The organism is Acrocarpospora corrugata (assembly GCF_009687845.1).
Lineage (GTDB): Bacteria > Actinomycetota > Actinomycetes > Streptosporangiales > Streptosporangiaceae > Acrocarpospora > Acrocarpospora corrugata.
This window is the reverse complement of record NZ_BLAD01000035.1, coordinates 364,552-391,416: the sequence shown is the minus strand read 5'-3', so window position 1 is coordinate 391,416 and position 26,865 is coordinate 364,552. Positions and strand designations below refer to the sequence as shown.

The 26,865-nt window shown below is 72.4% G+C and carries 24 protein-coding genes; 7 read left to right on the top strand and 17 right to left on the bottom strand.

Features of this window, described 5'->3' with window-relative positions:
- Nucleotides 1-205: 205 nt before the first annotated feature.
- From Acor_RS01780 to Acor_RS01760, 5 genes are all read right to left on the bottom strand, one after another.
- Entirely contained in the window at nt 206-1,147 is a 942-nt protein-coding gene (locus Acor_RS01780; protein WP_155334691.1) for a pirin family protein, read from the bottom strand.
- On the bottom strand, nt 1,134-1,958 hold the full coding sequence (locus Acor_RS01775; protein WP_155334690.1) for an ATP-binding cassette domain-containing protein: 825 nt from the start codon (nt 1,956-1,958) through the stop codon (nt 1,134-1,136). Before Acor_RS01775 ends, Acor_RS01780 begins: the two co-directional genes overlap by 14 nt.
- Complete coding sequence (locus Acor_RS01770) at nt 1,955-2,989, bottom strand: ABC transporter permease (protein ID WP_246238343.1); 1,035 nt, start codon at nt 2,987-2,989, stop codon at nt 1,955-1,957. Before Acor_RS01770 ends, Acor_RS01775 begins: the two co-directional genes overlap by 4 nt.
- Nucleotides 2,986-3,966 (bottom strand): sugar ABC transporter substrate-binding protein, encoded by a 981-nt coding sequence (locus tag Acor_RS01765; protein WP_155334689.1) that lies wholly within the window; start codon nt 3,964-3,966, stop codon nt 2,986-2,988. Before Acor_RS01765 ends, Acor_RS01770 begins: the two co-directional genes overlap by 4 nt.
- Before the next feature lie 155 nt (nt 3,967-4,121).
- Nucleotides 4,122-5,348, bottom strand: a complete 1,227-nt coding sequence (locus tag Acor_RS01760; protein WP_155334688.1) for a hypothetical protein — start codon at nt 5,346-5,348, stop codon at nt 4,122-4,124.
- A 237-nt stretch (nt 5,349-5,585) separates the two neighbouring features.
- On the opposite strand from Acor_RS01760, the gene Acor_RS01755 reads away from it, so the two are divergent.
- Complete coding sequence (locus Acor_RS01755) at nt 5,586-6,176, top strand: RNA polymerase sigma factor (protein ID WP_155334687.1); 591 nt, start codon at nt 5,586-5,588, stop codon at nt 6,174-6,176.
- Between the two features lie 41 nt (nt 6,177-6,217).
- A complete protein-coding gene (locus Acor_RS01750; RefSeq protein WP_170316754.1) occupies nt 6,218-8,881 on the top strand; it encodes an AAA family ATPase in 2,664 nt (887 codons plus the stop codon).
- Between the two features lie 120 nt (nt 8,882-9,001).
- Here Acor_RS01750 and Acor_RS01745 read toward each other — a convergent pair whose 3' ends face one another.
- Nucleotides 9,002-11,005, bottom strand: coding sequence for a beta-galactosidase (locus tag Acor_RS01745; protein WP_170316753.1), 2,004 nt, complete (start codon nt 11,003-11,005; stop codon nt 9,002-9,004).
- Between the two features lie 166 nt (nt 11,006-11,171).
- Here Acor_RS01745 and Acor_RS01740 point away from each other — a divergent pair, with 166 nt between their 5' ends.
- Both Acor_RS01740 and Acor_RS01735 read left to right on the top strand, forming a co-directional pair.
- Complete coding sequence (locus Acor_RS01740) at nt 11,172-12,365, top strand: ROK family protein (protein ID WP_155334684.1); 1,194 nt, start codon at nt 11,172-11,174, stop codon at nt 12,363-12,365.
- Nucleotides 12,366-12,439: 74 nt separating this feature from the next.
- On the top strand, nt 12,440-12,655 hold the full coding sequence (locus tag Acor_RS01735; protein WP_155334683.1) for a hypothetical protein: 216 nt from the start codon (nt 12,440-12,442) through the stop codon (nt 12,653-12,655).
- Nucleotides 12,656-12,698: 43 nt separating this feature from the next.
- Here Acor_RS01735 and Acor_RS01730 read toward each other — a convergent pair whose 3' ends face one another.
- The 10 genes from Acor_RS01730 to Acor_RS01685 all read right to left on the bottom strand — a co-directional run bounded on the left by Acor_RS01730 (nt 12,699) and on the right by Acor_RS01685 (nt 24,186).
- The gene (locus Acor_RS01730) at nt 12,699-13,970 is read right to left on the bottom strand and encodes a S1 family peptidase (RefSeq protein WP_218034076.1); all 1,272 of its coding nucleotides are present in this window, start codon (nt 13,968-13,970) and stop codon (nt 12,699-12,701) included.
- Between the two features lie 118 nt (nt 13,971-14,088).
- A complete protein-coding gene (locus Acor_RS01725; RefSeq protein WP_218034075.1) occupies nt 14,089-14,481 on the bottom strand; it encodes a YybH family protein in 393 nt (130 codons plus the stop codon).
- On the bottom strand, nt 14,478-15,716 hold the full coding sequence (locus Acor_RS01720) for an amidohydrolase family protein (protein WP_155334681.1): 1,239 nt from the start codon (nt 15,714-15,716) through the stop codon (nt 14,478-14,480). The genes Acor_RS01725 and Acor_RS01720 overlap by 4 nt, the downstream gene beginning before the upstream one ends.
- Complete coding sequence (locus tag Acor_RS01715) at nt 15,716-16,714, bottom strand: LLM class flavin-dependent oxidoreductase (RefSeq protein ID WP_155334680.1); 999 nt, start codon at nt 16,712-16,714, stop codon at nt 15,716-15,718. Before Acor_RS01715 ends, Acor_RS01720 begins: the two co-directional genes overlap by 1 nt.
- Complete coding sequence (locus tag Acor_RS01710; RefSeq protein WP_155334679.1) at nt 16,711-18,729, bottom strand: DUF885 family protein; 2,019 nt, start codon at nt 18,727-18,729, stop codon at nt 16,711-16,713. The genes Acor_RS01715 and Acor_RS01710 overlap by 4 nt, the downstream gene beginning before the upstream one ends.
- Entirely contained in the window at nt 18,726-19,712 is a 987-nt protein-coding gene (locus tag Acor_RS01705; RefSeq protein WP_155334678.1) for an ABC transporter ATP-binding protein, read from the bottom strand. The genes Acor_RS01710 and Acor_RS01705 overlap by 4 nt, the downstream gene beginning before the upstream one ends.
- Complete coding sequence (locus tag Acor_RS01700) at nt 19,709-20,683, bottom strand: ABC transporter ATP-binding protein (RefSeq protein WP_155334677.1); 975 nt, start codon at nt 20,681-20,683, stop codon at nt 19,709-19,711. Before Acor_RS01700 ends, Acor_RS01705 begins: the two co-directional genes overlap by 4 nt.
- Nucleotides 20,684-20,685: 2 nt before the next feature.
- A complete protein-coding gene (locus tag Acor_RS01695) occupies nt 20,686-21,537 on the bottom strand; it encodes an ABC transporter permease (RefSeq protein WP_155334676.1) in 852 nt (283 codons plus the stop codon).
- Nucleotides 21,534-22,619: an ABC transporter permease gene (locus Acor_RS01690; RefSeq protein ID WP_155334675.1), complete on the bottom strand. Its 1,086-nt coding sequence runs from the start codon at nt 22,617-22,619 to the stop codon at nt 21,534-21,536. The genes Acor_RS01695 and Acor_RS01690 overlap by 4 nt, the downstream gene beginning before the upstream one ends.
- Nucleotides 22,606-24,186 (bottom strand): ABC transporter substrate-binding protein, encoded by a 1,581-nt coding sequence (locus Acor_RS01685; protein WP_155334674.1) that lies wholly within the window; start codon nt 24,184-24,186, stop codon nt 22,606-22,608. The genes Acor_RS01690 and Acor_RS01685 overlap by 14 nt, the downstream gene beginning before the upstream one ends.
- 268 nt (nt 24,187-24,454) lie before the next feature.
- Between Acor_RS01685 and Acor_RS01680 the strand changes: the two genes are divergently transcribed.
- Genes Acor_RS01680 through Acor_RS01670 form a run of 3 tightly spaced genes read left to right on the top strand, consistent with a single transcriptional unit; the run spans nt 24,455 to nt 26,390 of the window.
- Nucleotides 24,455-24,991: a cupin domain-containing protein gene (locus tag Acor_RS01680; protein WP_155334673.1), complete on the top strand. Its 537-nt coding sequence runs from the start codon at nt 24,455-24,457 to the stop codon at nt 24,989-24,991.
- Between the two features lie 28 nt (nt 24,992-25,019).
- On the top strand, nt 25,020-25,346 hold the full coding sequence (locus tag Acor_RS01675) for a TIGR04076 family protein (protein ID WP_155334672.1): 327 nt from the start codon (nt 25,020-25,022) through the stop codon (nt 25,344-25,346).
- A 21-nt stretch (nt 25,347-25,367) separates the two neighbouring features.
- Nucleotides 25,368-26,390: an LLM class flavin-dependent oxidoreductase gene (locus Acor_RS01670; RefSeq protein WP_218034074.1), complete on the top strand. Its 1,023-nt coding sequence runs from the start codon at nt 25,368-25,370 to the stop codon at nt 26,388-26,390.
- Here Acor_RS01670 and Acor_RS01665 read toward each other — a convergent pair.
- Complete coding sequence (locus Acor_RS01665; RefSeq protein WP_155334671.1) at nt 26,377-26,823, bottom strand: Lrp/AsnC family transcriptional regulator; 447 nt, start codon at nt 26,821-26,823, stop codon at nt 26,377-26,379. The genes Acor_RS01670 and Acor_RS01665 overlap by 14 nt on opposite strands.
- Nucleotides 26,824-26,865 lie beyond the last annotated feature (42 nt).

The window sequence follows — 26,865 nt, the reverse complement described above, 5'->3', positions numbered from 1 at the left end:
CTTTGGGACGCTGCGCTCGGCCGCCCCTCCGGCCTTCGGCCGTGGCCCCGCCTTCGGCGCGGTCGTGGCTTCCATCCAACACACTGACTTCCGGGGCTGTGGCCCCGCTTTCGGCGTGGGTCGTGGCCTCCGGCCATCGCATTGGCCTCCGGGATCGTGGGCCTGGTCTTCAGCGTGGCCGTTCCTTCGAGAGTCCGAAGCCGCGTCAGCGTTCGCGGCCTCGTGGGCGGAGGGTGGTACCGGGGAGGGCGGGAGCGTGCAGGCGGGGGCCGTCGAAGTCGGTGACCTCGCCGAAGCCGTGGCCCGCTTCCCAGTTCTCGCGGAACGTGACGATGTCCTCGTGGGAGCGGCCGACGAAGTTCCACCACATGACGATTTCCTCTTGGAAAGGTTCGCCACCGAGGAGTAGGAGGCGGGCGGGTTCGAGGGCGCGGATGGAGAGTTCGTCGTGGCCGGAGCCGAGGTAGAGGAGAGGTCCGGGGGTCAGGGAGCCGCCTTCGATCTCGGCTGCGCCGGAGAGGGCGAGGAGGGCGTATTCGAAGGCGGGGTGGAGTGGGAGGCTCAGGGAGGAGGTCAGGATGATCTCGGCGGCGACGAGGGGAGTGTAGGTGGTGGCGGGGGAGGTCAGGCCGGCCAGTTCGCCCATGATGACGGTTACTTCGGCTCCGTCGGGCCAGGTCAGGTTGGGCAGGGCGGCGTGGTGCTCGAAATGGGGGGCCACGTCGCGGTCGGTTCCGGGTAGGGCCACCCACAGCTGCGCGCCGTGGATCCGGCCGTAGGCCGATTCCTCGGAATGCCCGATGCCCCGCCCGGAGGTCATCAGGTTCAGCTGGCCGGGTTTGATCAGTTGCTCGCTGCCCACCGAGTCGCGGTGCAGGACCTCACCCTCGACCAGCCAGCTCACCGTCTGCAGACCGGTGTGCGGATGCGGCGGCACCCGCATCTCCGCCAGTTCCGGCCCGTACGCGTCGACGAAGCACCAGGCGCCGACCATCCGCCGGCCCCGGCTGGGCAGTGTCCGGGTGACCCGCATGCCCCGGGGGCCGCCGAGCACGACTTCCCGCCCGGCCAGCATCTGGAACGTCGGCCCGCCGGTCCCTTCCGCGCCGCACACGGCCTCCCGGGGCTCCGGCTCAAGGTTGCTCATCCTCCGACTTTACGGGCCCGTCCAGTGCGGTCACGTCCCCGTACCCGGCGAGCTCGTGCCCGAGTTGCTCCAGTTCGGCGCCGCCGGCCATCAGCCGGGTGAGTTCTTCCACGGTGATGTCGGCCTTGCCGTACTCCCCGATGCTGCGCCCGCGCTTGAGCACCAGGAACCGGTCCCCGACCGGGTACGCGTGGTGCGGGTTGTGGGTGATGAAGATGACGCCCAGCCCGCGCTGCCGCGCCCGCACGATGTATCGCAGCACCACCCCCGCCTGTTTGACCCCGAGTGCCGAGGTCGGCTCGTCCAGGATCAGCACCCGGGCCCCGAAGTGCACGGCCCGCGCGATCGCGACCGACTGGCGTTCGCCGCCGGACAGGGTGCCGACCGGCTGCTCGGGGTCGCGGAGGCGGATGCCCATGTCGAGCAGTTCCCGCCGGGTGACCTCCTTGGCGTGGGCCACGTCGAGCCGGCGCAGCGGTCCCCGGCCTTTGGTGGGCTCGGAGCCGAGGAAGAAGTTCCGCCAGACCGGCATCAGCGGGACCATGGCCAGGTCCTGGTAGACGGTGGCGATCCCCAGGTCGAGGGCGGCCCTCGGGCTGCTCAGCCGGACGGGATCGCCGTCGATCAGGTACTCGCCGCCGTCGTGCCGGTGCGCGCCCGAGAGGATCTTGATGAGGGTGGATTTGCCCGCGCCGTTGTCGCCCAGCACGCAGGTCACCGTCCCGGCGCTCACCTGGGTGGACACCTCCGCGAGCGCGACCACGGAGCCGAACCGCTTGCCGATGCCGCGGACCTCCAGGAGCGGACTCATCGTTTCGCCTCCTCCGCGTACCGGCGGACGAACTGGTTGGTGAGCACGGCCACCAGCAGCATGGCCCCGAGGAAGAACTTGAACCAGTCGGCGTCCCAGCCGACGTACACGATGCCCTGGGACACCATGCCGAAGATGAGCGCGCCGAGGGTGGCTCCGGCGGCGGAGCCGTACCCGCCGGTGAGCAGGCAGCCGCCGATGACGGCGGCGACGATGTAGATGAGTTCCTGGCCGATGCCGGAGTTGGCCTGGATGGAGGTGAGCCGCAGGATCGTGATGGTGCCGACCAGCCAGGCCGCCACGGCGGTGGTCACGAACAGCGTGATCTTGGTACGGACCACGGGGACCCCGACGTTCCTGGCGGCCCTGACGTCCCCGCCGACGCTGAACACCCAGTTCCCGAAGCTGGTCCGGCGCAGCACGTACACGGCCAGGAGGGTCAGCCCGATCCACCACAGCACCGAGACCCGGAACGCCCCGCCGAACACGGAGACCGTGGACGCGAACACCATCGACGCGCTGTGGTAGCCGGGCACGTCGGCGAGGCCGCGGATCAGGACCGTGCCGGTGAGCAGCTTGGTGACCCCCAGGTTGAGGCCCTGCAGCATCAGGAAGCTGCCCAGCGTGATGATGAAACTCGGCAGTCCCGTCCGCATGACCAGGTATCCGTTGAGGAAGCCCACCAGCACCGCGAACAGCAGCGACACCCCGATCGCCAGCCAGATGTTCCAGCCGAGCCGGGTCGCGACCAGCCCGGTCACGATCGCCGTCGAACCGGTCATCACCCCGGCCGACAGGTCGAACTCGCCGCCGATCATCAGCGCCGCGACCGCGACCGCCATGATTCCCAGCGTGGAGGCCGGATCCAGCCAGTTCGCGATCCCGGCGGGGCTCCGGAACACCTCCGACAGCGAGGCGAAGAAGACGAACACGACGAGCGCGCCGATCAGCGCGCCGATCTCCGGGCGGGCCAGCATCCCGCGCACGCGGGCGGCCGGGACCGGGCCGCCCGCGTCCTGACCTACGGTCACCGCGTGCCCTTGCCGGTGAGTTCGGCCACCTGGGCCGCGTTCTCCTTGGTCACGAAGCCGGGCCCGGTCAGCACCGGATGCCCGCCCCCGGCCACGTTCAGGTTGGTCTTGTACAGGTTGAGCAGCACGATCGGCAGGTAGCCCTGCAGATACTGCTGCTGGTCGACGGCGAACAGGATCTCCCCCGCCTGCACCGACTTGATCACATCCGCGTTGAGGTCGAACGTGGCCACCTTCGCGGCCGACCCGGCGCCCTTGACCGCGCCGACGGCCGCCGCGCCGACGGCGGGGTTCAGCGCCAGCACCCCGTCCACCGACGGGTCCGCCTGGAGTTTCGACTGGATGGTGGACTGCGCTTCCTGCAGGTTGTTGATGTCCACCTGAAGGTTCTCCACCGACCCGCCCAGGGTCTCCCCCGCGCCCTTGCACCGCTGTTCGAGGCCGACGTTCCCGGCTTCGTGCACGACGCAGACGAGCTTGCCGACCCCGGCCTCCTTCAGCTTGGCGCCCGCGCCCTGCCCGGCCACCAGCTCGTCCTGGCCGACGTGCGTGATCGCGCCGAACTCGGCGGACTTGTCCTGGCCGGAATTGATGGTGATCACCGGGATCCCGGCCTGCGCCGCCGCCTGGATGGAGGCGCGCAGCGCGTCCGGGTTGGCCATCGAGACCACGATCCCGTTGACCTTCTTGTTCACCGCGGCGTCGATCAGCTGGGACTGCCGCTGCGGGTCGCCGTCTCCTTCGTAGGTGACGGTGACCCCGAGTTCGGTCCCGGCGGTCTCCGCGCCGTTCTTGACCACGTCCCAGAAGGCGTCCCCCACCCCGCCATGGGTGACCACGGCGTACGTCGCGGCCCCGGACGCGGCGGGAGCGGCGGCCGGGGCGGTGGTGGTCGTGGAACCGGACGGAGACGCGGGGCTGGTGCAGGCGGCGACGGCCAGCGCGCAGGCGATGACCAACGGCTTCGGTCGGAACATTGGTTCTCCCTTCACCGACGGAAAACCCCCCGAGTGATAGGGATTCTTGCCGCCCGGAATGGAGATATGTCAGGACTTTGTAATGACATGGATTCGTTACCGAACATGAAACAGCCCCTGACGCGCGCGCGTCAGGGGCTGTTCTCGAACGTGGTTCAGCTCACCGCGGCCCCGTTGACCGACAGGATCCGGTCCGACGGCGGGATCGCCGGGAACGCCCCGGTGTCCACGATGCCGTGCTCCAGGTACGCGGCCTCGATCAGCGCGTGCGCCTTGGCCTCGAGCTTCCACAGCGACCGGTACTCGCGGGCCGTGTCCACCGGGATGCCGGTCTCCCTGGCGATGTCGCTGGCCCGGGGCACCCACTTGTTCTCGATCTGCGCGTCCCAGTAGGCCCGCGCCGTGCGGATCATGGTGGCCCGCTGGAGGGTGTCGACCGGCGTCTCCTGCCGGGTCTCGCGGCGCTCGTCCTCGTCGTCCGGCGCCATCAGGGCGAGCATCGGCGGCGCGGCCGGCTCCTCCGGCTCCCACGGCACCGGCGGGTGCAGGTCGATCAGCGCGGTGGTGTTGTAGAGCGCGCCGATCTGGGACAGCAGCGCCTCCTGGCGCGACTGGTCGAGGGCCAGCCCGGTGTGCTCCACCGCCTGGTCCATGGCGCGGTCCAGCTTGGCCAGCGCGGCGCGCATCCGGCGGTCCGAGGCGCCGGCGGCGCGCAGCGCGCGGGCCCGCTTGGCGGCGAGGGCGACCCGGGTCAGCCGGCGGTGCGCGTCGACCTCGGAGGCGGTGCGGTCACTGGCCTCGGCCAGGCCGAGGCGGACCATGGCCCGCTCGGGCGTGAGCCGCCAGTGGATCCGGGCGCGGCCGGTGATGCGGTGCCGTTCGATGGCCATGCCGCGCTCCCAGAGCCAGGCGGCGACCAGCGGCGCGGCCAGCCGGAACAGCGCCTCGGGCAGGCTGCGCGCGTCCATGCTGGACAGCACGGCCGAGAGCCCGGTCAGCGCCCAGACGGCGATGCCGTCGATGCCGGCCGAGTAGTTCTCCCGCATGTTGCGGCGGGCCCGGACGGCGCTGGTGATGACCGCGACCTCGATGAAGGCGAAGAGCAGCAGCCGGAGCGGGCCGTCGAAGCCCAGCACGTCGCCGGAGAAGCGCCACATGCCCTGGGCGGACACGCCGGTGGCGATGCTGGCGGCGACGATGGTGAGGATGTCCTCGGCCGGGCGGACGGCCACGTACTCACGGACAAAACGGGCGCCGGCCCGGTAGAGGGCGCGCAGCGCGTAGAGCGCGATGAATATGGCGACCAGTGCGAATACGCCGAGGATGGCCGCTCCGACGGGATTGGCGGCGACGAAGGCGGTGAGTTGGTCTAAAGGTGGCATCAGTCCGTCATTCCTCGATGTCCGACGGGGATATCCACGCGATCATTCCAGAATGTCGCCGGAACCGCGCGCGAAACCCCTGTGACACTTGGGAAATCAGGGGTTCCAGGCTCTCCGGGCCGGAGCAGCCGGGGTTCCAGCTATGCGGTGGATCGGCTTTCCCGTGAACCGAATCGATGCTAGATCTCGTCTGTCGGATCGACCCGAAGTGCTGCCGCGCCCCTCCGAAGGAGCACCATGGACGCCACCGTTCCGAATGACCCTGGCGATCCCGCCGACCTGGTCAAAGGAGCGGCGAACGGGGATTCCTCCTCGTGGAACGTTCTCGTCGCCCGGTTCGGCGGGCTGATCTGGGCCGTCACCGGTGGTTACGGCCTGTCCCACCACGACCGTTCCGACGCCTGCCAGACCACCTGGCTCAAGCTGGCCGAGCAGCTGGACCGGATCGAGCATCCGGAGCGGATCGGCGGCTGGCTGGCCACCACCGCCAGGCGGGAGGCGATCAGGCTGGCCAGAACCGGCGGGCGGATCACCCCGACCGCCGACGCGTACGTGCTGGACGCCAACCCCGACGAACGCACCCCGGAACGCCTGGTGCTGGAAGCCGAGCAGGTCGTGCTGGACCAGGCCAGGATGGGGCGGCTGCTGGGCGCCTTCGAGCAGCTCTCCGGGCGCTGCCGTCACCTGCTCCGGGTCCAGCTGGCCACCCCGACGCCCAGCTACGCCGAGGTGGCCGCCGGTCTGGACATGCCGATCGGCAGCATCGGCCCCACCCGGGCCAGGTGCCTGAAGGCGCTGCGCGCCAAACTGGCGGAAGAGCAAGCCTGAATCCCATGTATCAGCGGCCTCCGGCCCCGCTCCTACAGAGTGTGACGATCCTCGCTGACCTGAGGGAGACGCTCGTCGGGCGGGTCCAGGAGCGGGCCGAGCTGGCGGCCCAGCTCGCGCTCGCCCGGGCGGGCAGCCCGCGCCTGGTGCTGGTCGAGGGCCCGTGCGGGATGGGCAAGACCGCGCTGGTCCGCAGCGCGCTGGCGGCGGCGCCGGACTTCACCGTGCTGCCGGCCAGCGGCGAGGAGATGGAGACCGCCCTGCCGTACGGGGTGGCCGCCCAGCTGCTCGCGCCGGCGGGGCGGCCGGGGCCGGCGGCCGACGGTGGACCGATCCAGGCGGGCGGGGTGCTGCTGGAGATCCTCGGCGAGCTGCAGGAGCACGGGCCGGTGGCGATCGTGGTGGACGACGCGCACTGGGCCGACGCCGCCTCGCTGCACGCGCTCACCTTCGCGCTGCGCCGGCTGCGCGCCGACCGGGTGCTGGTCATCGTGGTGACCCGGGACCAGTCCGACGCCCGGCTGCCGGAAGGCCTGCGCCGGCTGCTGGCCGACGCGATGCGGCTCACGCTCACCGGTCTCAGCGCGGCCGAGCTGGGCGACCTGGCCGGCCGGATCGGGCGGACGCTGAGCGCCGCCGCGCTGGCCCGGCTGCGCTCGCACACCGGCGGCAACCCGTTCTACGCCGAAGCGCTGCTCCGCCAGGCTCCGGCCGAGGTGCTGGCCGACCCGCTGGGCTCGCTGCCGGCCCCCCGGCCGTACGCGGGGGACGTGGCCGACCGGCTGGCGAAGCTGGGGGCGGAGACCCGGGCCCTGGTCGAGGCGGCCAGTGTGCTGGGCGAGTCCTGCCCGCTCTGGCAGGCAGAACGGCTGGCCGGCACGGCCGACGCGATCGTGCTGCTGGACGAGGCCGTCGACCTGGAGCTGCTGGCGCACCAGTTCGCCGCCGGTGACCTGGTGGTCTCCTTCCCGCACCCGCTCACCAGGGCGGCCGTCTACCAGGGCCTGCGCCCGCGCGACCGGACCCGGCTGCACCGGGACGCCGCCAAGCTGGTGGCCGATGGCGCGACCCGGCTGCGGCACCGGATGCGGGCGGTGCTGCGCGCCGACGACGGCCTGGCCGCCGAGATGACCGCGATGGCGCGCGAGCAGGCGGCGGGCGGGCTGTGGGAGAGCGCCGCCGACCATCTGACCTGCGCGGCCCAGCTCACCACCTCGCGTCGGGAGCGGGCGCTGTGCCACGCGGAGGCGGTGCACGCGCTGCTCCAGTCCGGCCAGGTGCAGCGGGCGTCGGAGATCGCGGCCGGGCCGATCGCGCTGCCCGCCGCGCGGGCCTTCGTGTCGGGGGCGCTGGCGCAGGCGACCGGCGACGACGAGCGGGCGCTGACGCTGCTGGAGGCGGCCTGGCGGCACTGCGACCCGGACGCGGAGCCAGGGCTGGCCGGGCGGATCGCCGGGTCGCTGGCGCTGCTGAACCTGGTGCACGACCGGGCCGGGTCGGCGCTGACCTGGTCCGGGCGGGCGCGGGCGTTCTCGGTGCCCGGCACCGACCTGCTCGGGTACGTGCACGAGGTCAGCGCCTTCCTGTCCGGGCGCGGGAGCGAGCTGGGCGAACTGCCCGATCCGGCGATCGCGACCAGCGGGGAGCGGGACGCGCTGATCGCCCGGGGCGCGATCAGGACCTGGCGCGGCGAGCTGGCCGGCGCGCACGCGGATCTGGCCGGGGTGGTGGCCGGGGCCGGGCCCGGCGGGATGTGCGCCAGGCTGCTGGCGACCGCGCTGCTGGCGCAGGCCGAGGTGCGGCTGGGCCGCTGGGACGACGCGCTCGCGCACGGCACCCTGGTGGTGTCGCTGGAGGAGGACTGCGGGCAGTACTGGCTGACGCCGTACGTGCAGGCGCTGCTGGCCTGGCCGCTGGCGGCGCGGGGCGAGTTCGCGCGGGCGGAGGCGCGGCTGCGGGAGGTCAGGAAGCCGAGCGTGGCGGCGGGCGGGTATCTGGCCACGGGGGCCGCGTTCCTGGCGGCGGTGCGGGGGGATCACGAGCGGGTGGTCTCGCTGCTGTGGCCGCTGACCCGGATCAGGCACGCCTCGGGGATCGCCGAGCCTGGCGTGCTGCCGTGGCCGGATCTGCTGGTGGAGGCGCTGGCGGGGGTCGGGCGGCCGGCGGAGGCGCAGGCCGTACACGACCGGTATGCCGGGCTCGCGGCGGCGCGGGGGCGGCGGCCGGCGCTGGCGGCGCTGGACCGGGCCCAGGCGGCGCTGCACGCGGCGCGCGGGGAGAGCGCGGAGGCCGGGGCCGCCTTCGAGCGGGCGGCTCGGGCGGAGACGCCGTTCGAGCGGGCCAGGGCCGAGTTCGGGTATGGAGCGTTCCTGCGGCGGGGCGGGCGGCGCAACGAGGCCGCCGCTCATCTGACGGTCGCGCACGCGCTGTTCGATGAGCTGCGCGCGCTCCCCTACCTGGAGCGGTGCGCGCAGGAGCTGAAGGCCTGCGGCCGGTCACCGGCGGTGACTTCCGGGGACCGGCGCGAGGGCCTCACCGCTCAGGAGAACGTGGTGGCCAGGCTCGCCGTCGCGGGCCTCGGCAACAAGCAGATCGCCAGGGAGATGATGCTGAGCGTGAAGACCGTCGAGTACCACATGACCAACATCCTGGCCAAACTCGCCATCCCTTCCCGCGCCGCCCTGGCGACGAGGCTCTCTGAATAGTGACATTGGCCGATCCTCCGGATCGGCGGGCTTGGCCGCCCCTTAGCCGGTGTCTTCCCTCGTCACTCCGGCCGCTCCGCGACCTGCGTTCCTCAGTCCAGACACCGGCGCGGCCAAGCCTCACCTGACGCGGAACTCTCCGGCGATGCGGTCGAGGTCGGCGGGATGGTCGGCGATGAGGATCTCGTCGCCGACCTTGACGCCGGCGGGGACGGCCGAGTCGAGGAAGCCGTTCACGCCCTTGACCAGGAAGTCGTCGAGTTCGCCGCCGACCAGCCTGACGATGGCCGCGCCGCCGCGGGCCGTGATCAGCTCGATCGGGCGCCCGTCCAATTCGATCAGGACGGCTCCCTCGTGGTCGCTCATGGTGAGCACGGTCAGGTAGCTCACGTCCCGGTCCGGGTGGGTACGGAGGAACGCGTCCGCGTGCCCGTCCACCACCTTGACCCGCGACCCCGGCAGCTCGATCGGCGCGCCGGTGAGGGCTTCGCCGAGGATCCGGCACGGCCGGAGGAACTCGTCCAGGACCGGGACCTGGCCGTCGACCTCGACCTGGTGGCCCGCCTCGATGTGCGCGGCCAGCAAGCGTTGCACATGGCGGTGCAGGAACGCGCCGCCGGGCACGGTGAGCCGCGGGTGGGCGCTCAGGTCGGTGGCGCTCTCCAGCTCGACGATCCGGTAGTCGCGTCCCGCCGCGCGCATCCGGTCGTGGAAGGCGCGCAGCGACCGGCCCAGCTGCGGGCCCTCCCCCGGCCCCGACCAGGCGGCGATCCCCGCGTAGGGCAGATACAGGCCGTAGCTCGCGCTGGTCTCCGGGACCGACTCCAGGAACTCGGCCCCGTGCTGGCCGAAGAAGTCCGCCAGCGAGCGGACCGCGTGGGCCTTGGGGGTCACCGTGCCGTCCGCGCCGATGGGCGCCGAGTCCGGGTACGGCGAGTCGTGCACCGAGTCCAGGCCCTCCAGCCAGCCGGAGGTGCCCACGCCCGTGTACACGTTGAAGCCGGTCGCGCCCGCCGCCAGGGCCAGCAGCGACTGGTGGAAGCTGGTGGTGGCGTCCGCGTACGCCGGGTCGTACAGCTCGGAGAAGCCCCAGTTCTCCTCCAGGTTGGGGCCGGGGGCGCGTTTGGCGGCGAGCACGTACCTGGCCTGGGAGTCCGGGTTGGCGGAGACGACGCCCATCCAGTTGGTGAAGCCGTAGTTGATGCCGTCCCAGAGTTCGGGGCGGACCCTGGCCAGCCAGTCGTCGAAGGAGTGGTGGTGCTCGGCGGGCGGGTTCAGGTTGACCACCACCGGCACCCGGCAGTTCACCGCCGCCGCCCAGCGGTGGTAGACCTCGGCCAGGTACTCGCCGTGGCAGCGCCCCCAGTCCGCGTAGCCCAGCTGCTCCTCCGAACGCGCGGGCGCGGACCACTCGCGCGGGGGCTCCACCTCCTGCCAGTCGTCGATGGCGGTGCCGTGCGTGCGGTTGTACTCCTCCGGCGTGCCGTACCAGGCCTGGAGGCGGGAGCGGAAGAAGCCGAGGCCCGACGCGCTGTAGTCGTAGGCCGACAGCGGCAGCGCGCCGCTGGTGAAGATGCCCTCGTTGGCGATCTGCATGAGGATGACCGGGCCCTCCGGCCAGGTCGCCGCCTCCAGCACCTCCTTGCCGGTGGCGGCCAGCCACTGGGTGACCAGCGGGTCGAAGATCGGGCCGAGCGGGGCGGGCAGCGGCTCGCCCAGCCAGGCCGACACCTCGCCGCGGGCGTCCAGCAGCGGCTCGATGGACGGGTTGGTGCGCGGGCAGACCCAGTCGGGCAGGCCGCCGTAGTTGGTCTCGGCGTGGATGAACGGGCCGGGCTTGGCGATGACCTGGAGCCCGAGTTCATGACAGAGCGAGAGGAATCCGACCACATCCCGGCTGGGATGGGTCTGGCCGGAGAAGTCCGGCGGGCCGTCGGGGGTGGGCTGGTGGTGGCGCCAGGGCAGGTAGCAGCTGATCACATGGATGCCGAGATCGTCCCGGATCGCGCGCAGCCGGTCGGCCCACACCGCCGGGTCGTCCCGGTAGTAGGGATAGTCGGCGGTGACGAGCGCCTCGGGCTCGCCTTCGATGACGGTCACCCCGTCGCGGACCTCGATGGTCACGCTCACTCCGTTTCGTCGTGGATCAACGCATTCTCAAGATTGCCCTAATACATAGTATATATCTTGAAAAAAGTCACCATTAGATCTCCTCATGCCAGGTGGAGACCTCAGATGACTTATTTCAAAGCCTGAGCTAACGTGGGCCCAGACATGGGGGAGGAAGATCATGGCAAGGCCCGAGCGCAGGACGGTACGCGACCTCCGGAAGGGGAACCGGGCGGTGCTGCTGCGCGCGCTCTATTTCGTGGGGCCGACCAGCCGCCACGAGCTCACCGCGCTGACCGGCCTGAGCGCGGCCACGGTCAGCAACGTGACCGGAGACCTGCTCTCCGACAACGTCATCGTCGAGGCCGGCCTGGTCGACTCCGACGGCGGCCGGCCCCGCGTGCTGCTCCGCGTCAACCCGGTGCACGGCTACGCGATCGGCGTGGACGTCGGTGAGACCCACGTCCGGGTGGAGCTGTTCGACCTGGACATGAACGAGAAGGCCAAGGCCGAGTTCGCGCTCCGCCCCGGCGGCCACGAGGTCGAACTGGTGGTCCGCCACATCCTGGCCGGCATCGAGGCCGTCCTGGCCGACAGCGGCGTGGCCCCCGGCCAGGTCCTCGGCGTCGGCGTCGGCGTGCCCGGCATCGTGGAGAGCGGCCCCGACGCGCTGATCCACGCCCAGACCTTCGGCTGGGACGCGGTCCCGCTCGGCGCCCTGCTGCGCGAGGGCACCTCGCTCCCCCTGTACGTCGACAACGGCGCCAAGACGATGGGCCAGGCCGAACTCTGGTTCGGCGCGGGCCGGGGCTCCCGCAACGCCGTCATCGCCCTGATCGGCTCCGGCGTCGGCGCCAGCATCATCACCGACGGCGTCACCTACCGCGGCGCCAACAGCAGCGCCGGCGAGTGGGGCCACACCAAGATCGCGCTCGGCGGCCGGACCTGCCGGTGCGGCGGACGCGGCTGCCTGGAGGCCTACATCGGCGCCGAGGCCATTTTGGAGCGTGCCGGGCTGCCCCTCGACACCGCCACGGAGCAGGCCCAGCTGGCCGAACTCGTCCGTTCCGGATCGCCGGTCATCGACGAGACGGTGGAGTATCTGGGCGCGGGCCTGGCCAATCTGATCAACCTGTTCAACCCCGAGCGCATCGTGGTCGGCGGCTGGGCCGGGCTCACCCTCGGCCACCACCTGCTCACCAAGATCAAGAAGGCCGCCGCAGAGAACTGCCTCACCCAGCCCTTCTCCACGGCCTCCATCGTGCTGGGCCGGCTCGGCCCCGACGCGGTCGCCCTGGGCGCGGCCACCCTGGTCATCGAGGAGTTCCTGCTGAACAACACGACCTCGCCGGCCCGCGAGGCCGCCGCCCTCTGACGACGGCCCACCTGATACGGTCAGTGGCTCACAATGGCGCAGGCCGCCGTGACCTCATCCGACCGGAGACCACATTGACCATCGACAATCTGGACCTCGCCGACAGCGCCCGCGCCCTGGCCGACCGCGAGCCCGCCGGGACGCTGGAGCACGCCGCCGCGGCCTCGGTGGCCATCACCTGCGCCACCACCCGCGACGCCGGCCAGGCCAGGGACGCCCTCTCCGGCATCTCCCCCGAAGACGTGCGCGACGCCGCGCTGGCCCTGTTCGACCGGCTCTCCGCCCAGTAGCCGACGGCCGGGGCGGCCTGGCAAGCACCGCCCCGGCCGGGCGCTAGCTCAGCCGCGCCGCCACTTCTGGTTGGCCCCGCCGGAGCAGTCCCACTGCTGGAGCGGGGTGCCGGCGCCGCCCCAGGCGGTCACGTCGACGCACTTGTTGGACTGCGGGTTGACCAGGTCGCCCGCGGCCGTCAGCACGAACTGCTGCGCCGGGTTCCCGCTGCAGTTCGCCAGCTGGATGGCCGCGCCGCTGGCGGTGGAGCCCCAGGCCACGTCCATGCAGAGCCCGAAGGCGCGCACGGTGCCGTCGCCGGGGAAGGTCCAGTTCTGGGCGTTGGCGCCGTTGCAGTCCCAGAGCTGGAGCCGCTGCCCCTCCACGCCGTTGGAGTTCGGCACGTCGATGCACTTGTCCTGCCAGCCGATCAGCCGGCTCGTCCCGCCGCCGCCCGAGGTGGTCAGCCTGGATCACGCCGCAGCGCCAGCCGGTGGTCCGCCCGGACCGGCAGATCGACGCGCCGGCCACGGCCTCCTGGGAGCCGGCCACGGTGACGTTGCCGCCGCCGTAGTTGTCGACCCAGGGGCGGGGGGTCCAGTTGCCGTTGGTGCGCACCCAGGCGTAGTCGTTGCCGGGGAAGGAGGAGCCGGCGAAGTTGCCCTGGCTGACGTTGTTGTAGCCGAGGGTGGGGCTGCCGGCGCCGCCGCAGTGACCGGCGGTGACGAAGCCGCCGTTGTTCACGGAGAAGCCGACGGAGCAGAGGGTGTTGCCGTTGATGACGTACTGGTCGCCGCCGCGGAGGTCGTACAGGGGTTGGGGGGCCTCGCTGACGGAGACCTGGACGGTGGCCGGGTCGAGGCCGGCGGCCTTGACGAAGCGGTCGCCCGATTCGCGGTCGGCCGCGGTGACGACGACCTTGTTCGTGGTGACGTCGACGTGCCAGGTGTGCACGCCCTTCGCGGCGGCCGCGCGGTCCAGGGTGGCCTTGGCGGCGTCGAGTTGCCGCTCGGTCCGTTCGACCAGGACGGGGTCGGCGTCCCGGCCGCTGAGGACGCCGACGTTGAGGCGGCCTTCGGCGGCGGAGAACCAGGCTCCGGCGAACCGGTCGCCCAGGCGGGTGCGGAGTTGCCGCTCCACGACGGACGCGCCCGCTTCGTGCGCCTGGCGGATCCGCGCCTGGGTGGCGGTCAGGCCGAGGTCTCGCTGGACCGCCTCCTGGGCGGTGGACTGGTCGGGACTGGGTGGCGGGGCGGACGCGGCCCGCGCGGTCGCCGAAGGCATGACGAACGCGACGGCGAGTGCCGCGGCGCTGGTCAACACGGTTAGTCTCACGACTGGTCCTCTGGGGGGTAGGGGACGGACGAGGCGTGAGAGCGCTCTCAGGAAAGAGACTTTGCATTTATGACAGGCGAAGTCAATACAGTCAGCCAACCCTTGTGAGGCCGGGCGGTCAGTCCTGGTCCCGCCGGAGTAGTTCGGCGTGGTGGTGGACGATGAGCCAGCCGTGCGCCGAACGCCGCAGCACGTCGGTGACGCGGGTGTGCTCGGGTTCGCCGCCTGGCGGGACGGCGACCAGGACGTAGCGGGCCACAGCGGTGTCGTCCCAGACGTCGACGCGCATTTCCCGGGCCGCCAGTGCGGCCAGGGCCGGGCGGGCGCCGGCGGCGTCCCGGCTCGCCCGGTAGGCGTCGAGGTCGGCGCGGCTGCGCAGCGGGCCCGGCAGGTGGGTCTCCCAGGTGGTCACGTCGGGGTGCAGGTGGCTGTCGAAACGGGGCTGGTCGCCGGCGAGGAAGGCGTCGTACAGGTCGTCGATGGCCGCCGCGACGGCCTCTCTGCCGGTCATGGCGCGTTCCATCCTGCCTGGTCGTCGCGGACGATCCGGCCGCCGGACATCACCCAGCGCACGCCCCGGAAGGCCGAGGCCGTCGCGAGGGGGTCGCCGTCCATGGCGATGAGGTCGGCGTACTTGCCGGGTTCGACGGTGCCCAGGTCGGCTTCCGCGCCGAGCCAGCGCACGGGGCCGAGGGTGCCGGCGTGGAGGGCGCGGGCCGGGCCGAGGCCCGACTCGGACATGTGCTCCAGTTCCCGCACCGAGGCGTTGGTGCCCTCGAACGGCCAGAACGGGGGCATGTCGCTCCCCAGCAGCACCTCCACCCCCGCGGCGAGGGCCATCGCGTAGCTCTCCAGGTGGCGCGGGCCCGCGCCGAGGGAGCGCCGCTGCATCCACTCCGGCACGCCCAGTTCGTCGAAGAACTCCTTGCAGCGGGTGACCAGCAGGGTCGGCACCAGCGCGGTGCCCCGCTCCGCCATCAGGGCGGTCACCTCGGGGGTGAGCTGGTAGCCGTGCTCGACGCAGTCCAGCCCCAGCTCGACGGCCTCGGCGATGACGGGCGCGGGCCCGGCGTGCGCGGTGACCTTGCGGCCCCAGGCGTGCGCGGTCTCGATCGCGGCGGCCAGTTCGTCGGCGAACAGCTGCCGGGTGTGGATCGACTCGTGCTCGCCGGCGATGCCGCCGGAGATCATCACCTTGATCAGGTCGGCTCCGGCCTTGACCTGGTCGCGCACGCCGCGCCGGAATCCGTCGGCGCCGTCGCATTCCAGGGTGTCCGTGCCCTCGTGGCCGTGGCCACCGGTGCAGACCAGCGCCCGCCCGGCGGTGAAGATCCGGGGGCCGGCGGCCTGCCCGGAGGTGATGGCGCGGCGCAGCGCGAAGTCTGCGTGGTCCTTCTCGGCGACGCAGCGGACGGTGGTCACGCCGCAGTGCAGGGTGCGCCGCGCGCCGTCGGCCATGTAGTGGGCCAGCTCGTACGGGCTCAGCCCCTTGACGGCGTCGCCGCCCCGGCCCGGCAGGGACAGGGACAGGTGGGTGTGCATGTTGACCAGCCCCGGCGTCAGGTACGCGCCGGCCAGGTCGACCTGCCGGCAGTCACCTGCCTCCGCGAGCACCTCGGCGGCGGGCCCCACCGCGGCGATGCGATCGCCGCGCACCCACACCGCCGCGCCGGGCAGCGGGGGAACACCCGCCAGGGCCCGGCCGTCGACCACCGTGCACCCGGTCAGCACGATCTCGGATTCCATCAGCGTGTCTCCCGTCCGGCCAGAGCCGGCAGCACCTCGGTGCCGAGCATGTCCACCGCCTCGCGCAGGTCCGGGCCGAGTGGCGGCCCGAACGAGAGGTGGGTGGCCCCCGCCGCCCGCAGCGACCGGCACCGCGCGACCACCTCGGTTACGCTGCCGGTGATGCCCAGCGCCAGCATCCGCTCGTCGACCAGCCTGGCGGCGGCGTCGAGGCCGTCGCGCTCCAGCACGGCGGTCACCGGCGCGAAGTCCTCGACCGCGAGCCCGGCCCTGGTCAGCAGGTACGGCGCGAAGGAAGGACCGTAGTAGGCGATCTTGGCGGCCATGGCCAGCCTGGCCTCGGCCACGTCGTCGCCCACCGACACCCAGAAGCAGGCCGGGATGTCGAGTTCGTCCGGCGAACGCCCGGCCTCCTCGGTGCCGCGCAGCACCTGCGCCCTGGCGGCGGTGAAGTGCTCGGGCGGGTAGAGCAGCGGCAGGACGCCGTCGGCCAGCCGTCCCGCCAGCGCCTGCATCTTCGGGCTCATGGCGCCGACGTACACGGGCACCGGCCGGACCGGCGGGACGCGGAGCTGCGACAGCGGCCCGAACCAGTCGGGCAGCGTGCCGCGGACGTCGCCGCCCAGCAGGGCGCGGGCCACGGTGACCGTCTCCGCCGTCTTGGCCAGCGGGCCTGGCCGGTCGATCCCGGCCCAGGCGAGGAACTCGGCGGAGCCGGCGGCGATCCCGAGCAGGAACCGGCCGCCGGTCGCCTCCTGCATGGTCGCCGCCATCATGGCGATCTCGGAGACGTGCATGGAGTACGGGTTCATGATCCCGACGCCGAGCTTGATCCGCTCAGTCTTGGCGGCGAGCACACCGAGCAGCACCGGGGCCGACCGCAGGAACAGGTCGTTGGACACCCACAGCTGGTCGAAGCCGTACCGTTCGGCCCGCTGGGCCACATCGACCAGGGTCGCGACGTCGAGGTCGTTGTTCACCCGCAGGGAGTACGTCATCCGCCGACCTCCTCGGAGACGGAGCCCTGCGCGGGGTCGGTGTACTCCTCGATCCGGACGACCCGGCCGTCCCTGACCTCTACTCGCATCATCGCGTCGACCGCCATTCCCGCGCCCGTGGCTCGCTCCCGGCCCCGGTAGACGCACCGCTGCACGTAGCCGTCGGGCAGCGGGTCGATCCGGACGTCGGTGGCGTGGAAGCCGTCGTAGTGCTCCCCGATGCGGCGGACGGCGTCGAGGCTCTCCGCCCTGTCCCGCGCCACGCCGTCGTAGTTGTGCCACACGCGGACGTCGTCGGCGTAGAGCAGGCCGAGCCGCGCCACGTCCCCTGAGGTGATGGCGTCCAGGAGTTCCGCGCCGAAGCGGCGCATGTCCACCCCGGCCCCCGCGAGTTCGTCGGCCCGCAGCAGGTCGCCCGGGTCGCCGAGCAGTTGCAGCCGCTGCACGGCCAGCGGCACGTTGCCGTCGGCCCACAGCGCGTCGTGGAAGGCCCGCAGGTCGAAGCCGTCCCGGTCGCGGCGCGCCGCGTCCGCCAGCAGGCGCAGCACCTGCGCCTTGCCGACCTGGTACGACAGGCCCTGCCCCGGCGCGGACGCGAAGAAGGCGGCTTCCTCCCTGGCGGTCTCCAGGTCGACGGGCACGAGTTCACGCAGCATCCGCGCGGCGCCGTCGATGTCGATCTCGCCGAGCGCCAGCCGGATGTCCACCTCGACCCGGATCGCGCGCAGCCGCATGAAGTTGTAGACGATGGCGCGGGTCAGCGGCGCGTCCGCGAACAGCCCGGCCTGGAGTGTCATCTCCTCGTTGTAGAAGGCGATGCCCTCGTTGGGCACCGAGTCGTAGAACTGCCGGTGCGCCGGATCCGGGTGCCGCCAGGTGAGCGCCAGCTGCTGGTAGTGCACGCCCTCGTGGATGATCCCGGCCCGGGGGTCGGCGGCGTTGGCCCGGTAGAAGTACGGCAGCTCCTGCCCCGGCGGGGGCACGTAGCTGATGCCGTCCTGGTCGAGCCGGTGCTCGTCGGTGAGGTCGTCGGTGACGCCCAGCCAGCGCAGCGGCTCCAGGTGGTCGGGCAGCGGCAGATTGCGGTAGTGCCGGAGCGTGTCCGGCTGGGAGAGCAGCCCGCGCTCCTCGTAGAACGCGCGCACCTCCAGTTCGGCCGCCCGCTCGGCGACGCTCTGGTCCTGCGCGGAAGCGGGCGGGGGCGGCCACTCGGGCGGCCCTGACCTGGCGGATTCGAAGAGCTCGAACGCCTCGGCGCGGTCGCGCTCCCTGGCGGACAGGGCGAGGAGTTCGGCGGTGGACCAGGGCAGCAGGGCGACCCGGTGGAGGAAGAAGGCGAACGCCTCCGGTCCGACCGGCCGGTGCGGGGCGAAGGTGGGCAGCCGGTCGGTCAGCCAGGACCGCCAGTCGGCGAGGGCCCGCGCCGCGTCGGCGGCGGCCGTCACCGCGGCTGTTCCCCAGTCCCCGTCGAGCAGCGGCGCGAGCCTGGCGATCGCGGTCTGGAGCTGTTCGGGGGCAGACACGCTGTCCCGCAGCGCGAGTTCGGCGAACTCGCGGGTGGCGGTGTCGGCGAGGTTGTCCCTGGCGGTATCCAGAGTCGCGGGAATCCAACTCAGCCGTCCGACCAGGTCCGCGCTGCGAGCCGGGCCGAAGGGGCCGGGCGGGAGCAGCGCGTCGAAGATGTGGCCGACGGTCTGGTCGAGGTAGAACCAGGGGTCGCGCCGCCAGCTGGCGACGATCTCCAGCTCCCACCGCACCCGGGCGGTGGCCGAGCCGAGCAGCCGGCGAGCGACCTCGACCTCGGTGCCCTGCGACGGGGCGACGGCGCGCAGCGCGTCCTCGACCCCGGCCAGGAAGCGCAGGTCGGCCGCGACGGCGGCGGCGTCCCAGGCCGGTCGCCAGCCGTCCGGGCGGGCCACCCTCGGGATGTCGTCGCGGGTGCGCGGGAGCGTGGCCAGCCGCCAGGTCCAGAACCGCTCGGTCAGCTCGGTGAGTACCGACTCGGCGTCGGTCATGTCGCGTCCTTCCGTCGAGTGGCCAGCGGCCGGACCGGCTCGCCGGGGGTCTGCAGCACGCACGCGACCGACCGGCCGCCGCGCAGGGCGACGAGCGGCGGGTCGTCGCGGGAACACTCAGGCAGGGCCAGCGGGCAGCGCGGGTGGAAGCGGCAGCCGCCCGGGGGCCGCGCCGGGTCGGGGACGTCGCCCGGCAGTTCGACCGGCAGCACGCCCGCGCCGTCGGCCCGGGGCACCGCCGAGATGAGCGCCCGCGTGTAGGGGTGGGCGGGCGAGGACCAGAGCTCCCGGGTGGGGCCGACCTCGACGACGCGGCCCAGGTACATGACCGCCGTCCGGTCGGCGATCTGCCGGACCACCGACAGGTCGTGCGAGATGAACACCAGGCCCATGTCGAGTTCGCGGACCAGATCCACCAGCAGGTTGGCGACGGACGCCTGCGCGGACGCGTCGAGGGCGCTGATCGGCTCGTCGGCGACGATGCAGCTCGGCTCGGCGGCGAGCGTGCGGGCGATGGCGATGCGCTGGCGCTGGCCGCCGCTGAACTCGTGCGGGTAGCGCCGGGCGGCGTCCGCCGGCAGGCCGACGCGTTCGAGCAGTTCACCGGCCTTGCGCAGGGCCTCCGGCCGGGAGGTTCCGCCGAGGAGGTAGCCGTCGCCGACCTGGTCGCCGACATACCTGCGCGGGTTGAGCGAGGCGTACGGGTCCTGGAAGACCATCTGCAGCCCGCGCATGCCGGGGTCACGGCGGCGGCGGCCCAGCGGGACCACCGGGCGGCCGTCGAAGCGGATCTCCCCCGCGGCGGGCTGCAACCCCACCACCGCGCGGCCCAGCGTGGACTTGCCGCAGCCGGACTCGCCGACCAGGCCGAGGATCTCGCCGCGCGCCAGGCTCAGGTCCGCGCCGTCCACGGCGCGCAGCGCGGGCGCGCCGCGCCGGTGGTAGTCCACCGAGACTCCGGTCGCCTCCAGCAGGGCGGTCATGCGTCACCTTCCAGCGGGTCGGGCGGGCAGGCCGCGGCGTGCCCGGGTCCGACGAGGACCGGGGCCGGGCGTCCGGTCCGGCAGTCCGGGACGGCGTACCCGCAGCGGGGGTGGAACGGGCAGCCGGCGGGCACCTCGCCGAGGGACGGCGGGCTGCCCGGGATCGGCCGGAGCGTCGCCGCCCCGCCCTCCGGGTGCGGCAGCGCGTCGAGCAGGCCCCGGGTGTACGGATGCCGGGGCCGGGTCAGGACGCGCTCGCGGGGGCCGACCTCCGCGGTGCGCCCGCCGTACATCACGCAGATGCGGTCGGCGACGGCGGACATCACGCCCAGATCGTGGGTGATCACGACGACGGCCAGGTCCCGCTCGGCCCGCAGCCGGTGCAGCAGCCGCAGGATGCCCGCCTGGACGGTGACGTCCAGCGCGGTCGTCGGCTCGTCGGCCAGCAGCAGGCGCGGCTCGCAGGCCAGCGCCACGGCGATCGCGATGCGCTGCCGCATGCCGCCGGAGAACTGGGCGGGATGCGCGCCCAGCGCCCGCTCGGGATCGGGGATCCGGACCGTGTCGAGCAGCTCGACCGCCCGGCCGCGGGCCGCCGACCGGCTCAGCCCGAGGTGGTGGCGCATGTGCTCGGTCAGCTGCGTCTCGATGCTGAGCATCGGGTGCAGGCTGGTCGACGGGTCCTGGGACACCATCGCGATCCGGCGCCCGCGCACGTCACGCAGCTGCCGGGGCCGCATCGCGAGCAGGTCGCGGCCCTCGAACATGGCCCGGCCGCTGGTCCTGGCGGCGTGCGGAAGCAGGCCGAGCAGCGCCATCGCGGTCATCGTCTTGCCGCTGCCGCTCTCCCCCGCGATGCCGAAGATCTCGCCGCTGTCCACCTGGAACGAGAGGCCGTCCACGGCCATCCGCGGACCGCGGCGGGTGGCCAGCCACACGGTGAGGTCCTCGACCTCCAGTAGCGCTCCCATGGTCACCCCCTGATGGCACGCGCGGTACGCGGATCGAGCGCGTCCCGCAGCGTGTCCCCGACGAAGTTGAAGGCCAGTACGACGGTCAGAATGCACAGCCCCGGGAACAGCCCGACCCACCAGCGGTCGAAGTTGGCCGCCCCGGCCGCCACCATGGCGCCCCACTCGGCGGTGGGCGGCTGCGCGCCGAGCCCCAGGAAGGACAGGCCGGACAGCAGCAGCACGGCGTTGCCGACGTCGAGCGCCGCCATCACCAGGACCGGCCCCGCGATGTTGGGCCGCAGGTCCACCAGCATGGTCCGGACCGACGACGAGCCGAGCAGGCGGCTGGCCGCCACGTACTCGGCGTTCCTGGCCGACAGCACCAGGCCGCGCACCAGCCGCGCGTAGGAGGGCCAGGACACCACGACCACCGCCAGGACGGCGTTGCGGAGCTGCGGTCCGAGCGCGGCGGCCACCGCCATCGCCAGGATGATGCCGGGGAAGGCGAACACCAGGTCGGCCAGGCGCATCAGCGCGCCGTCCACCCAGCCGCCGAAGAAGCCCGCGACGGCGCCGACGGCGCAGCCGAGCACCGCGGCGAACGCCACCAGCAGGAAGGCCAGCGGCAACGACACCCGGGAGCCGTAGATCACCCGGCTGAGCACGTCGCGGCCGAGTTCGTCGGTGCCGAACAGGTGCTGCGCGGAGGGTTCCAGCAGCTTCGGCGACAGCTGGTCGAGCGGCCCCTGGGGGGCGAGCAGCGGCGCCAGCAGCGCCACCAGCACCCAGAGCACGATGAAGGCGGCGCCCACCAGGGCGAGCGGCTGCCGCCACGGCGACCGGGCGGCGCGCGGGGAGTCCTTGCGGGTCATGTCAGCCTGATCCTCGGGTCGATGACCCCGTACAGGAGGTCCACGAGCAGGTTGATGAGGATGTAGACGGCGGCGACGACGATGCTGACGCCCATGATGCCGGGCAGGTCCAGGTTGACGGCGCTGCGGTAGGCGTACTGGCCGAGGCCCGGCCAGGAGAAGATGTTCTCCACCAGCACCGCGCCGGACAGCAGGCTGCCGAAGGCGACACCGGCCACCGTGATGATCGCGACCATCGCGGGGCGCAGCACGTGCCGCAGGATGACCACCCGCTCGGGCAGGCCCTTGGCCCTGGCCGCGCGGACGTAGTCGTTGCCGAGGATCTCCAGCACGGAGGCGCGGGTGAAGCGCATCAGCATCCCCACCGTGTAGACGGCCAGCACGAGGGAGGGCAGCACCAGATGCCCGGCCGCCGACGACAGCACGTCCCACTGACCGGCCAGCGCCGCGTCCAACGTGTAGAAGCCGGTGGCGTACGGCGGCGGGCTCATCCCCGGGTCCAGCCGGCCGCCCCCCGGCAGCAGGCCGAACTTGAAGAACAGCAGGTAGAACGCGACGAGCGCGACCCAGAAGGTCGGCATCGACACCCCGCCCAGGCTCACCACCCGGAGCACCTGGTCGGGCCAGCGGTCCCGGTTGACGGCGGCGACGACGCCGAGGGCGACGCCGACCAGCAGCGACAGCACGATCGCGAAGAGGGCGAGTTCGATGGTGGCGGGGACGTACTCGGCGAGGTCCTGCGCGACCGGGCGGTGGCTCTGCTGGGACAGCCCGAAGTTGCCCTGGAGCACGTTGCCGATATAGGTCAGGTACTGCACCGGGACCGGCTGGTCCAGGCCGTACTTGGCCCGGAACGCGGCCACCACCTCCGGGTCGCCGATGGCCCGCTGCCCGAGGTTGGCGGCGGCGGGGTCGCCGGGGACCAGCTGGGTCAGCACGAACGCGACCAGCGTGATCCCGACGCACAGCAGCGCCGCGGCCACCAGCCTGCGGCCGAGGAACCACAGCAGCGGCCCGCCGGGGCGGGCCGGACGACGCCGGCCCGCCCCGGTGGAACCGCGGGGCTGCTTAGCCGAGTTCACGGACGTTGACCAGCCAGAGGGCGTTGGACTGCACGTTCTGCACCGACTTGGCGGCGACCAGGATCTGGGCCGGCTGGATCAGCGGCATGATCGGTCCCGCCTCGTTCATCGAGTGCTGGATGTCCACGTACAGACCGGCCCGCTCGGCGTCGTCGACGGTCGTCGAGGCCTTGGTGCCGAGTTCCTCCAGCGCCGGGGCGGCTCCCTCGGCCCAGCCGGCGCGCAGGCCGACCAGCTGGCCCGGCAGGAAGTTGAGGTAGTTGCTGGGGTCGGGGAAGTCAGGGCCCCACTGCCACAGGCCCATCTCCTCGGTGCCGCCGCGGTAGGTCTCCAGCGCGGCCTGCACCGACGCGGGCGCCAGCTCCACGTTGATGCCGACCTCCTTCAGGTTGGCCTGCACGCGGGCCGCGAGGTCGCCGAAGTTGAGCCCGTTGACCTGGACGTCGCTCGGGTAGCTGAGCTTCACGGTCGGGTTCTGCAGGCCGGACTCGGCCAGCGCGGCCTTGGCCTTGGCGACGTCGCGGACGACCCCGTCGCTGCCCGGCAGGGCGCCGAGGAAGACCGAGGGGACGACGCCGGGCGCCTGGACGGCGCCTTCACCGGCGAGGTCGACGAGGCTCTGGTAGTCGATCCCGTAGCGGACGGCCTCCTGGAACTTCGGGTTCGAGGAGATCTTCGAGATCTCCGGGTTGTCGTTGGTGAACACGAAGAACACGTTCGGCGAGGCGCCGTTGACGGTCTGCAGCTGGTCCAGGCCCTTGGCCTGCTCGGGCGACAGGTCGACCGCGATCTGCGACTCGCCCTTCAGCACGTTGAGGCGCTGCACGTTGGCCTGCACATTGCGGACGACGACCTTGGCGTAGGCCGGCTTCTCGCCCCAGTACTTCTCGTTCACGGTCAGCACGACCTGGGAGGTGGTGCTGTAGCTGTCGAGGATGTACGGCCCGCTGCCCAGGGACTGGGAGTTGAGGAAGCTCTCCGCCGTGTCGGCCTTGTCGGCCCCTTCTGCGTCGCTGGCCCCGTTCTTTTTGGCCACGGCGGAGTTGAGGATGCCGAGCGCGGGGTTGGGCAGGATGAACGGAACGGCCGTGTTCGGCTTCTCGCTGGTGACGACCACGGTGGCCGGGTCAGGGGCGGCGACGGTGAGGCCGTCCATCAGGAAGGACGGGTTGCCCTTCACGTTCTTCACCCGGTTGAGCGAGAACACGACGTCGGCCGAGGTGACGGGCGTGCCGTCGGAGAACTTGGCGTCGGCGCGGAGCTTGAAGGTGAAGGTCTTGGCGTCGGGGGCCGCGGTGTAGGACTCGGCGAGCGCCGGGACCGGCTTGGTCACGTCGCTGCCATTGAAGGTGAGCAGCGTGTCGTAGATCGCCCGGTCGATGAGCAGGCCGGTCGGCTCGAACATGCGGGCGGGGTCGGTGGTCTTGAGCTGGAACGCGGTGTCGATGACGACGGTCTTCCCGCCCGGGGCGCCGGTCGCGGACGGGGTCGAGCCGCCACCGCCACACGCGGCGAGCAGGCTGGTCAGGGTCAGAGCGGCGAGCAAACCGGCAGACCGGATTCTCATGGGGGTCTCCAATGCCGGACTACGGACGTTCGGAACAGCGCGGTGATGTCATGACTCTCCTGTGGTGCGGCGGCGACGTGACCGCGACCCGGACGTGCAGTCTTACTGCACGTTTGACCGGGCACGCTAGGCCGTCGAGCGGGACCGCGTCAATACCCGGGTCGCGCTCGACCTGCTGGTTGACGGCGAACACGCGCACCCCTACGGTGCATGGCACGTGTGTAGTTAACCTGCACGTGACAGAGCGATGGTAGGAAGGACGGCGTGGGTGATCGGAGACCGCTTACACGAGCTGCGCACCGCGCGGGGCATGAGCCTGCGGGTGCTGGCCGAGCAGGCCGGGGTATCCGCGACGCTGCTCAGCCAGATCGAGCGCGGTGTCACCGAGCCCAGCCTGGCGACCCTGCGCCGGCTGGCCGGCGTCTTCGGCGAGTCCATCGCCTCCCTGTTCGAGGATCCGGCCGCCCCTTCGGTGTGGCTCAGCCGCCCCGGCGAGCGGACCACCCTCGGCGCGCCCAACGGGCAGATCCGCTACGAGCGGCTCACCCCCGGCAACGGGCAGCTGGAGGTGCTGCACGCGGTCCTCGCGCCCGGTGAGGTCTCCAGCGAGGAGCTGTGGAGCCACCCGTCGATGGAGTGCGTGTACGTGGTCGGCGGCACGCTGACCGTCGAGTTCGAGCGCGCCACCTACACGGTCGTCGCGGGCGAGAGCATCACCCTCGACTCGACCCGGCCGCACCGCTACCTGAACACCTCCGACGCGCCCGCGGAGATCGTCCTGGCCATCAACCCGCCGACGCCCTGAGCGCCGGTCGCGACGGAAGGAAATCGGCATGGTGGACGACCCCGGCGACATGGAGCTCTACGACCTGCGGGTCAGCGTCGACCGCATCGAGGGCCGGTCGGTCTGCGGAATGAGCACGGGCGACTACTTCGAGCTGACGAACAGCGCCCACCTGACCCTCCCCGAGGGGCAACATTTCTGTGTGTACGCGCTGGCGTCCGTGCTGCCGTTCCTGGCCGCCAAGCAGCGAGACCTGGCTTCGGGAGACTGGCTGGCCCAGGACTCCCACTTCGCCTGCCCCGACCCGGAGGAGCGGCTGATCATGCGGGTGGAACGCACCCGCCGACGCCGGCTCAACTCCGCCGACCTGACCTGACCCACCCGAGGAGAACCTGCCGTGACCGCCGTGGAGATCGGGCTCGGGCTACAGAGCGACAAGCGGCCCGGCGACTACGCGCGGCTGGCGCGCAGCGCCGAGGAACACGGCTTCGACGTGCTGACCGTGTTCGGCGACCTGATGTACCAGCCGCCGATCTTCCCCCTGCTGGAGATGGCCGCCGCCACCGAGCGGGTACGCCTGGGGGTGGCCTGCCTCAACCCGTACTCGATGGCGCCGTACGAGATCGCCGGGCAGGTGGCCGCGCTCGATCTGGCCTCGCGGGGCCGGGCGTACCTGGGACTGGCCAGGGGGACCTGGCTGGACGCGGTCGGCATCGACCAGCGGCAGCCGCTGACCACCCTGGAGGAGGCGGCCGGAGTCGTCTACCGGCTGCTCCGCGGCGACTCCGCGGGATTTCAGGGCAAGGTGTTCCGGCTGGCGCCGGGCACCGCCCTGCGCTACCCGGTGCACCGGCCCGACCCGCCGCTGCTGCTCGGCGCCTGGGGCGCGAAGGGGGCGGCCCTGGCCGGGCGGATCGCCGACGAGATCAAGGTGGGCGGCAGCGCCAACCCGGCCATGGTGGCGGTGATCAGGGACCGGGTGCGGCCGGGCGCGGAGGCCGCGGGCCGGGCCGCCGAGGAGGTCGGGATCGTGCTCGGCGCGGTCACCGTGGTCGACAGCGACGGCGCGGCGGCCAGGGACCGGGCCCGCGCCGAGGTCGCCATGTACCTCGCGGTCGTGGCCGGTCTCGATCCGACCGTCGAGATCCCCGCGGACCTGCTGGCCCGGGTGAAGGAACTGGTCGACGCGGGCCGGCACTCGGCGGCCGGGCGGCTGGTTCCCGACGACCTGCTCGACCTGTTCGCCTTCTCCGGGACGCCGGACCAGGTCGCCGCGCAGGCGCAGGCCCTCATCGACGCCGGGGTCCGCCGGGTCGAGTTCGGCACCCCGCACGGTCTCAGCGACCGGCGCGGAGTGGAACTGCTCGGGTCCGCGGTGCTGCCGGCGCTGCGCCGCGAACCCGCGGCTACGCGGGTGTGACCGGAGGGGTGACGGAGTGCCAGGCGAGCGGGGTGGACAGCACCATCGTGCTCGACGGCTGGCCGTAGGGGGCGAGCCGGTCGATGACGCGCTCGAAGGCGTCCATCGACTGGGCGGCGACCTTGAGGATGCAGCAGGCGTCGCCGGTGATCCGGTGGATCTCCAGCACCTCCGGCCAGTCGGCCACCGCGGGGTCGCGCAGCATGCAGCGGGGGCCGTAGCAGGACATCCGGATGATGGCCAGCACGGGCCAGCCGGTCCTGGGCAGGTCGACGCGGGCGTGGTAGCCGGTGATGACGCCGGTCTCCTCCAGCCGCCGGACCCGCTCGGCCACCGCGGGCGGCGACAGGTGCACCCGGCGGGACAGCTCGCTGTAGGAGAGGCGGGCGTCGTCCTGCAGCTCGCGCAGGAGCGCCCAGTCCAGATGGTCCATGGTTGCCTTCGGTTCGTTAAGTGGTTGGACGTTTTGGCCGCA

Coding starts and splice junctions, on each gene's coding strand:
- Acor_RS01780 (WP_155334691.1), bottom strand. CDS start 1,147: ATGAGCAACCTTGAGCCGGAGCCCCGGGAGGCCGTGTGCGGCGCGGAA.
- Acor_RS01775 (WP_155334690.1), bottom strand. CDS start 1,958: ATGAGTCCGCTCCTGGAGGTCCGCGGCATCGGCAAGCGGTTCGGCTCC.
- Acor_RS01765 (WP_155334689.1), bottom strand. CDS start 3,966: ATGTTCCGACCGAAGCCGTTGGTCATCGCCTGCGCGCTGGCCGTCGCC.
- Acor_RS01760 (WP_155334688.1), bottom strand. CDS start 5,348: ATGCCACCTTTAGACCAACTCACCGCCTTCGTCGCCGCCAATCCCGTC.
- Acor_RS01755 (WP_155334687.1), top strand. CDS start 5,586: ATGGACGCCACCGTTCCGAATGACCCTGGCGATCCCGCCGACCTGGTC.
- Acor_RS01740 (WP_155334684.1), top strand. CDS start 11,172: ATGGCAAGGCCCGAGCGCAGGACGGTACGCGACCTCCGGAAGGGGAAC.
- Acor_RS01725 (WP_218034075.1), bottom strand. CDS start 14,481: ATGACCGGCAGAGAGGCCGTCGCGGCGGCCATCGACGACCTGTACGAC.
- Acor_RS01720 (WP_155334681.1), bottom strand. CDS start 15,716: ATGGAATCCGAGATCGTGCTGACCGGGTGCACGGTGGTCGACGGCCGG.
- Acor_RS01715 (WP_155334680.1), bottom strand. CDS start 16,714: ATGACGTACTCCCTGCGGGTGAACAACGACCTCGACGTCGCGACCCTG.
- Acor_RS01710 (WP_155334679.1), bottom strand. CDS start 18,729: ATGACCGACGCCGAGTCGGTACTCACCGAGCTGACCGAGCGGTTCTGG.
- Acor_RS01705 (WP_155334678.1), bottom strand. CDS start 19,712: ATGACCGCCCTGCTGGAGGCGACCGGAGTCTCGGTGGACTACCACCGG.
- Acor_RS01700 (WP_155334677.1), bottom strand. CDS start 20,683: ATGGGAGCGCTACTGGAGGTCGAGGACCTCACCGTGTGGCTGGCCACC.
- Acor_RS01695 (WP_155334676.1), bottom strand. CDS start 21,537: ATGACCCGCAAGGACTCCCCGCGCGCCGCCCGGTCGCCGTGGCGGCAG.
- Acor_RS01685 (WP_155334674.1), bottom strand. CDS start 24,186: ATGAGAATCCGGTCTGCCGGTTTGCTCGCCGCTCTGACCCTGACCAGC.
- Acor_RS01675 (WP_155334672.1), top strand. CDS start 25,020: ATGGTGGACGACCCCGGCGACATGGAGCTCTACGACCTGCGGGTCAGC.
- Acor_RS01665 (WP_155334671.1), bottom strand. CDS start 26,823: ATGGACCATCTGGACTGGGCGCTCCTGCGCGAGCTGCAGGACGACGCC.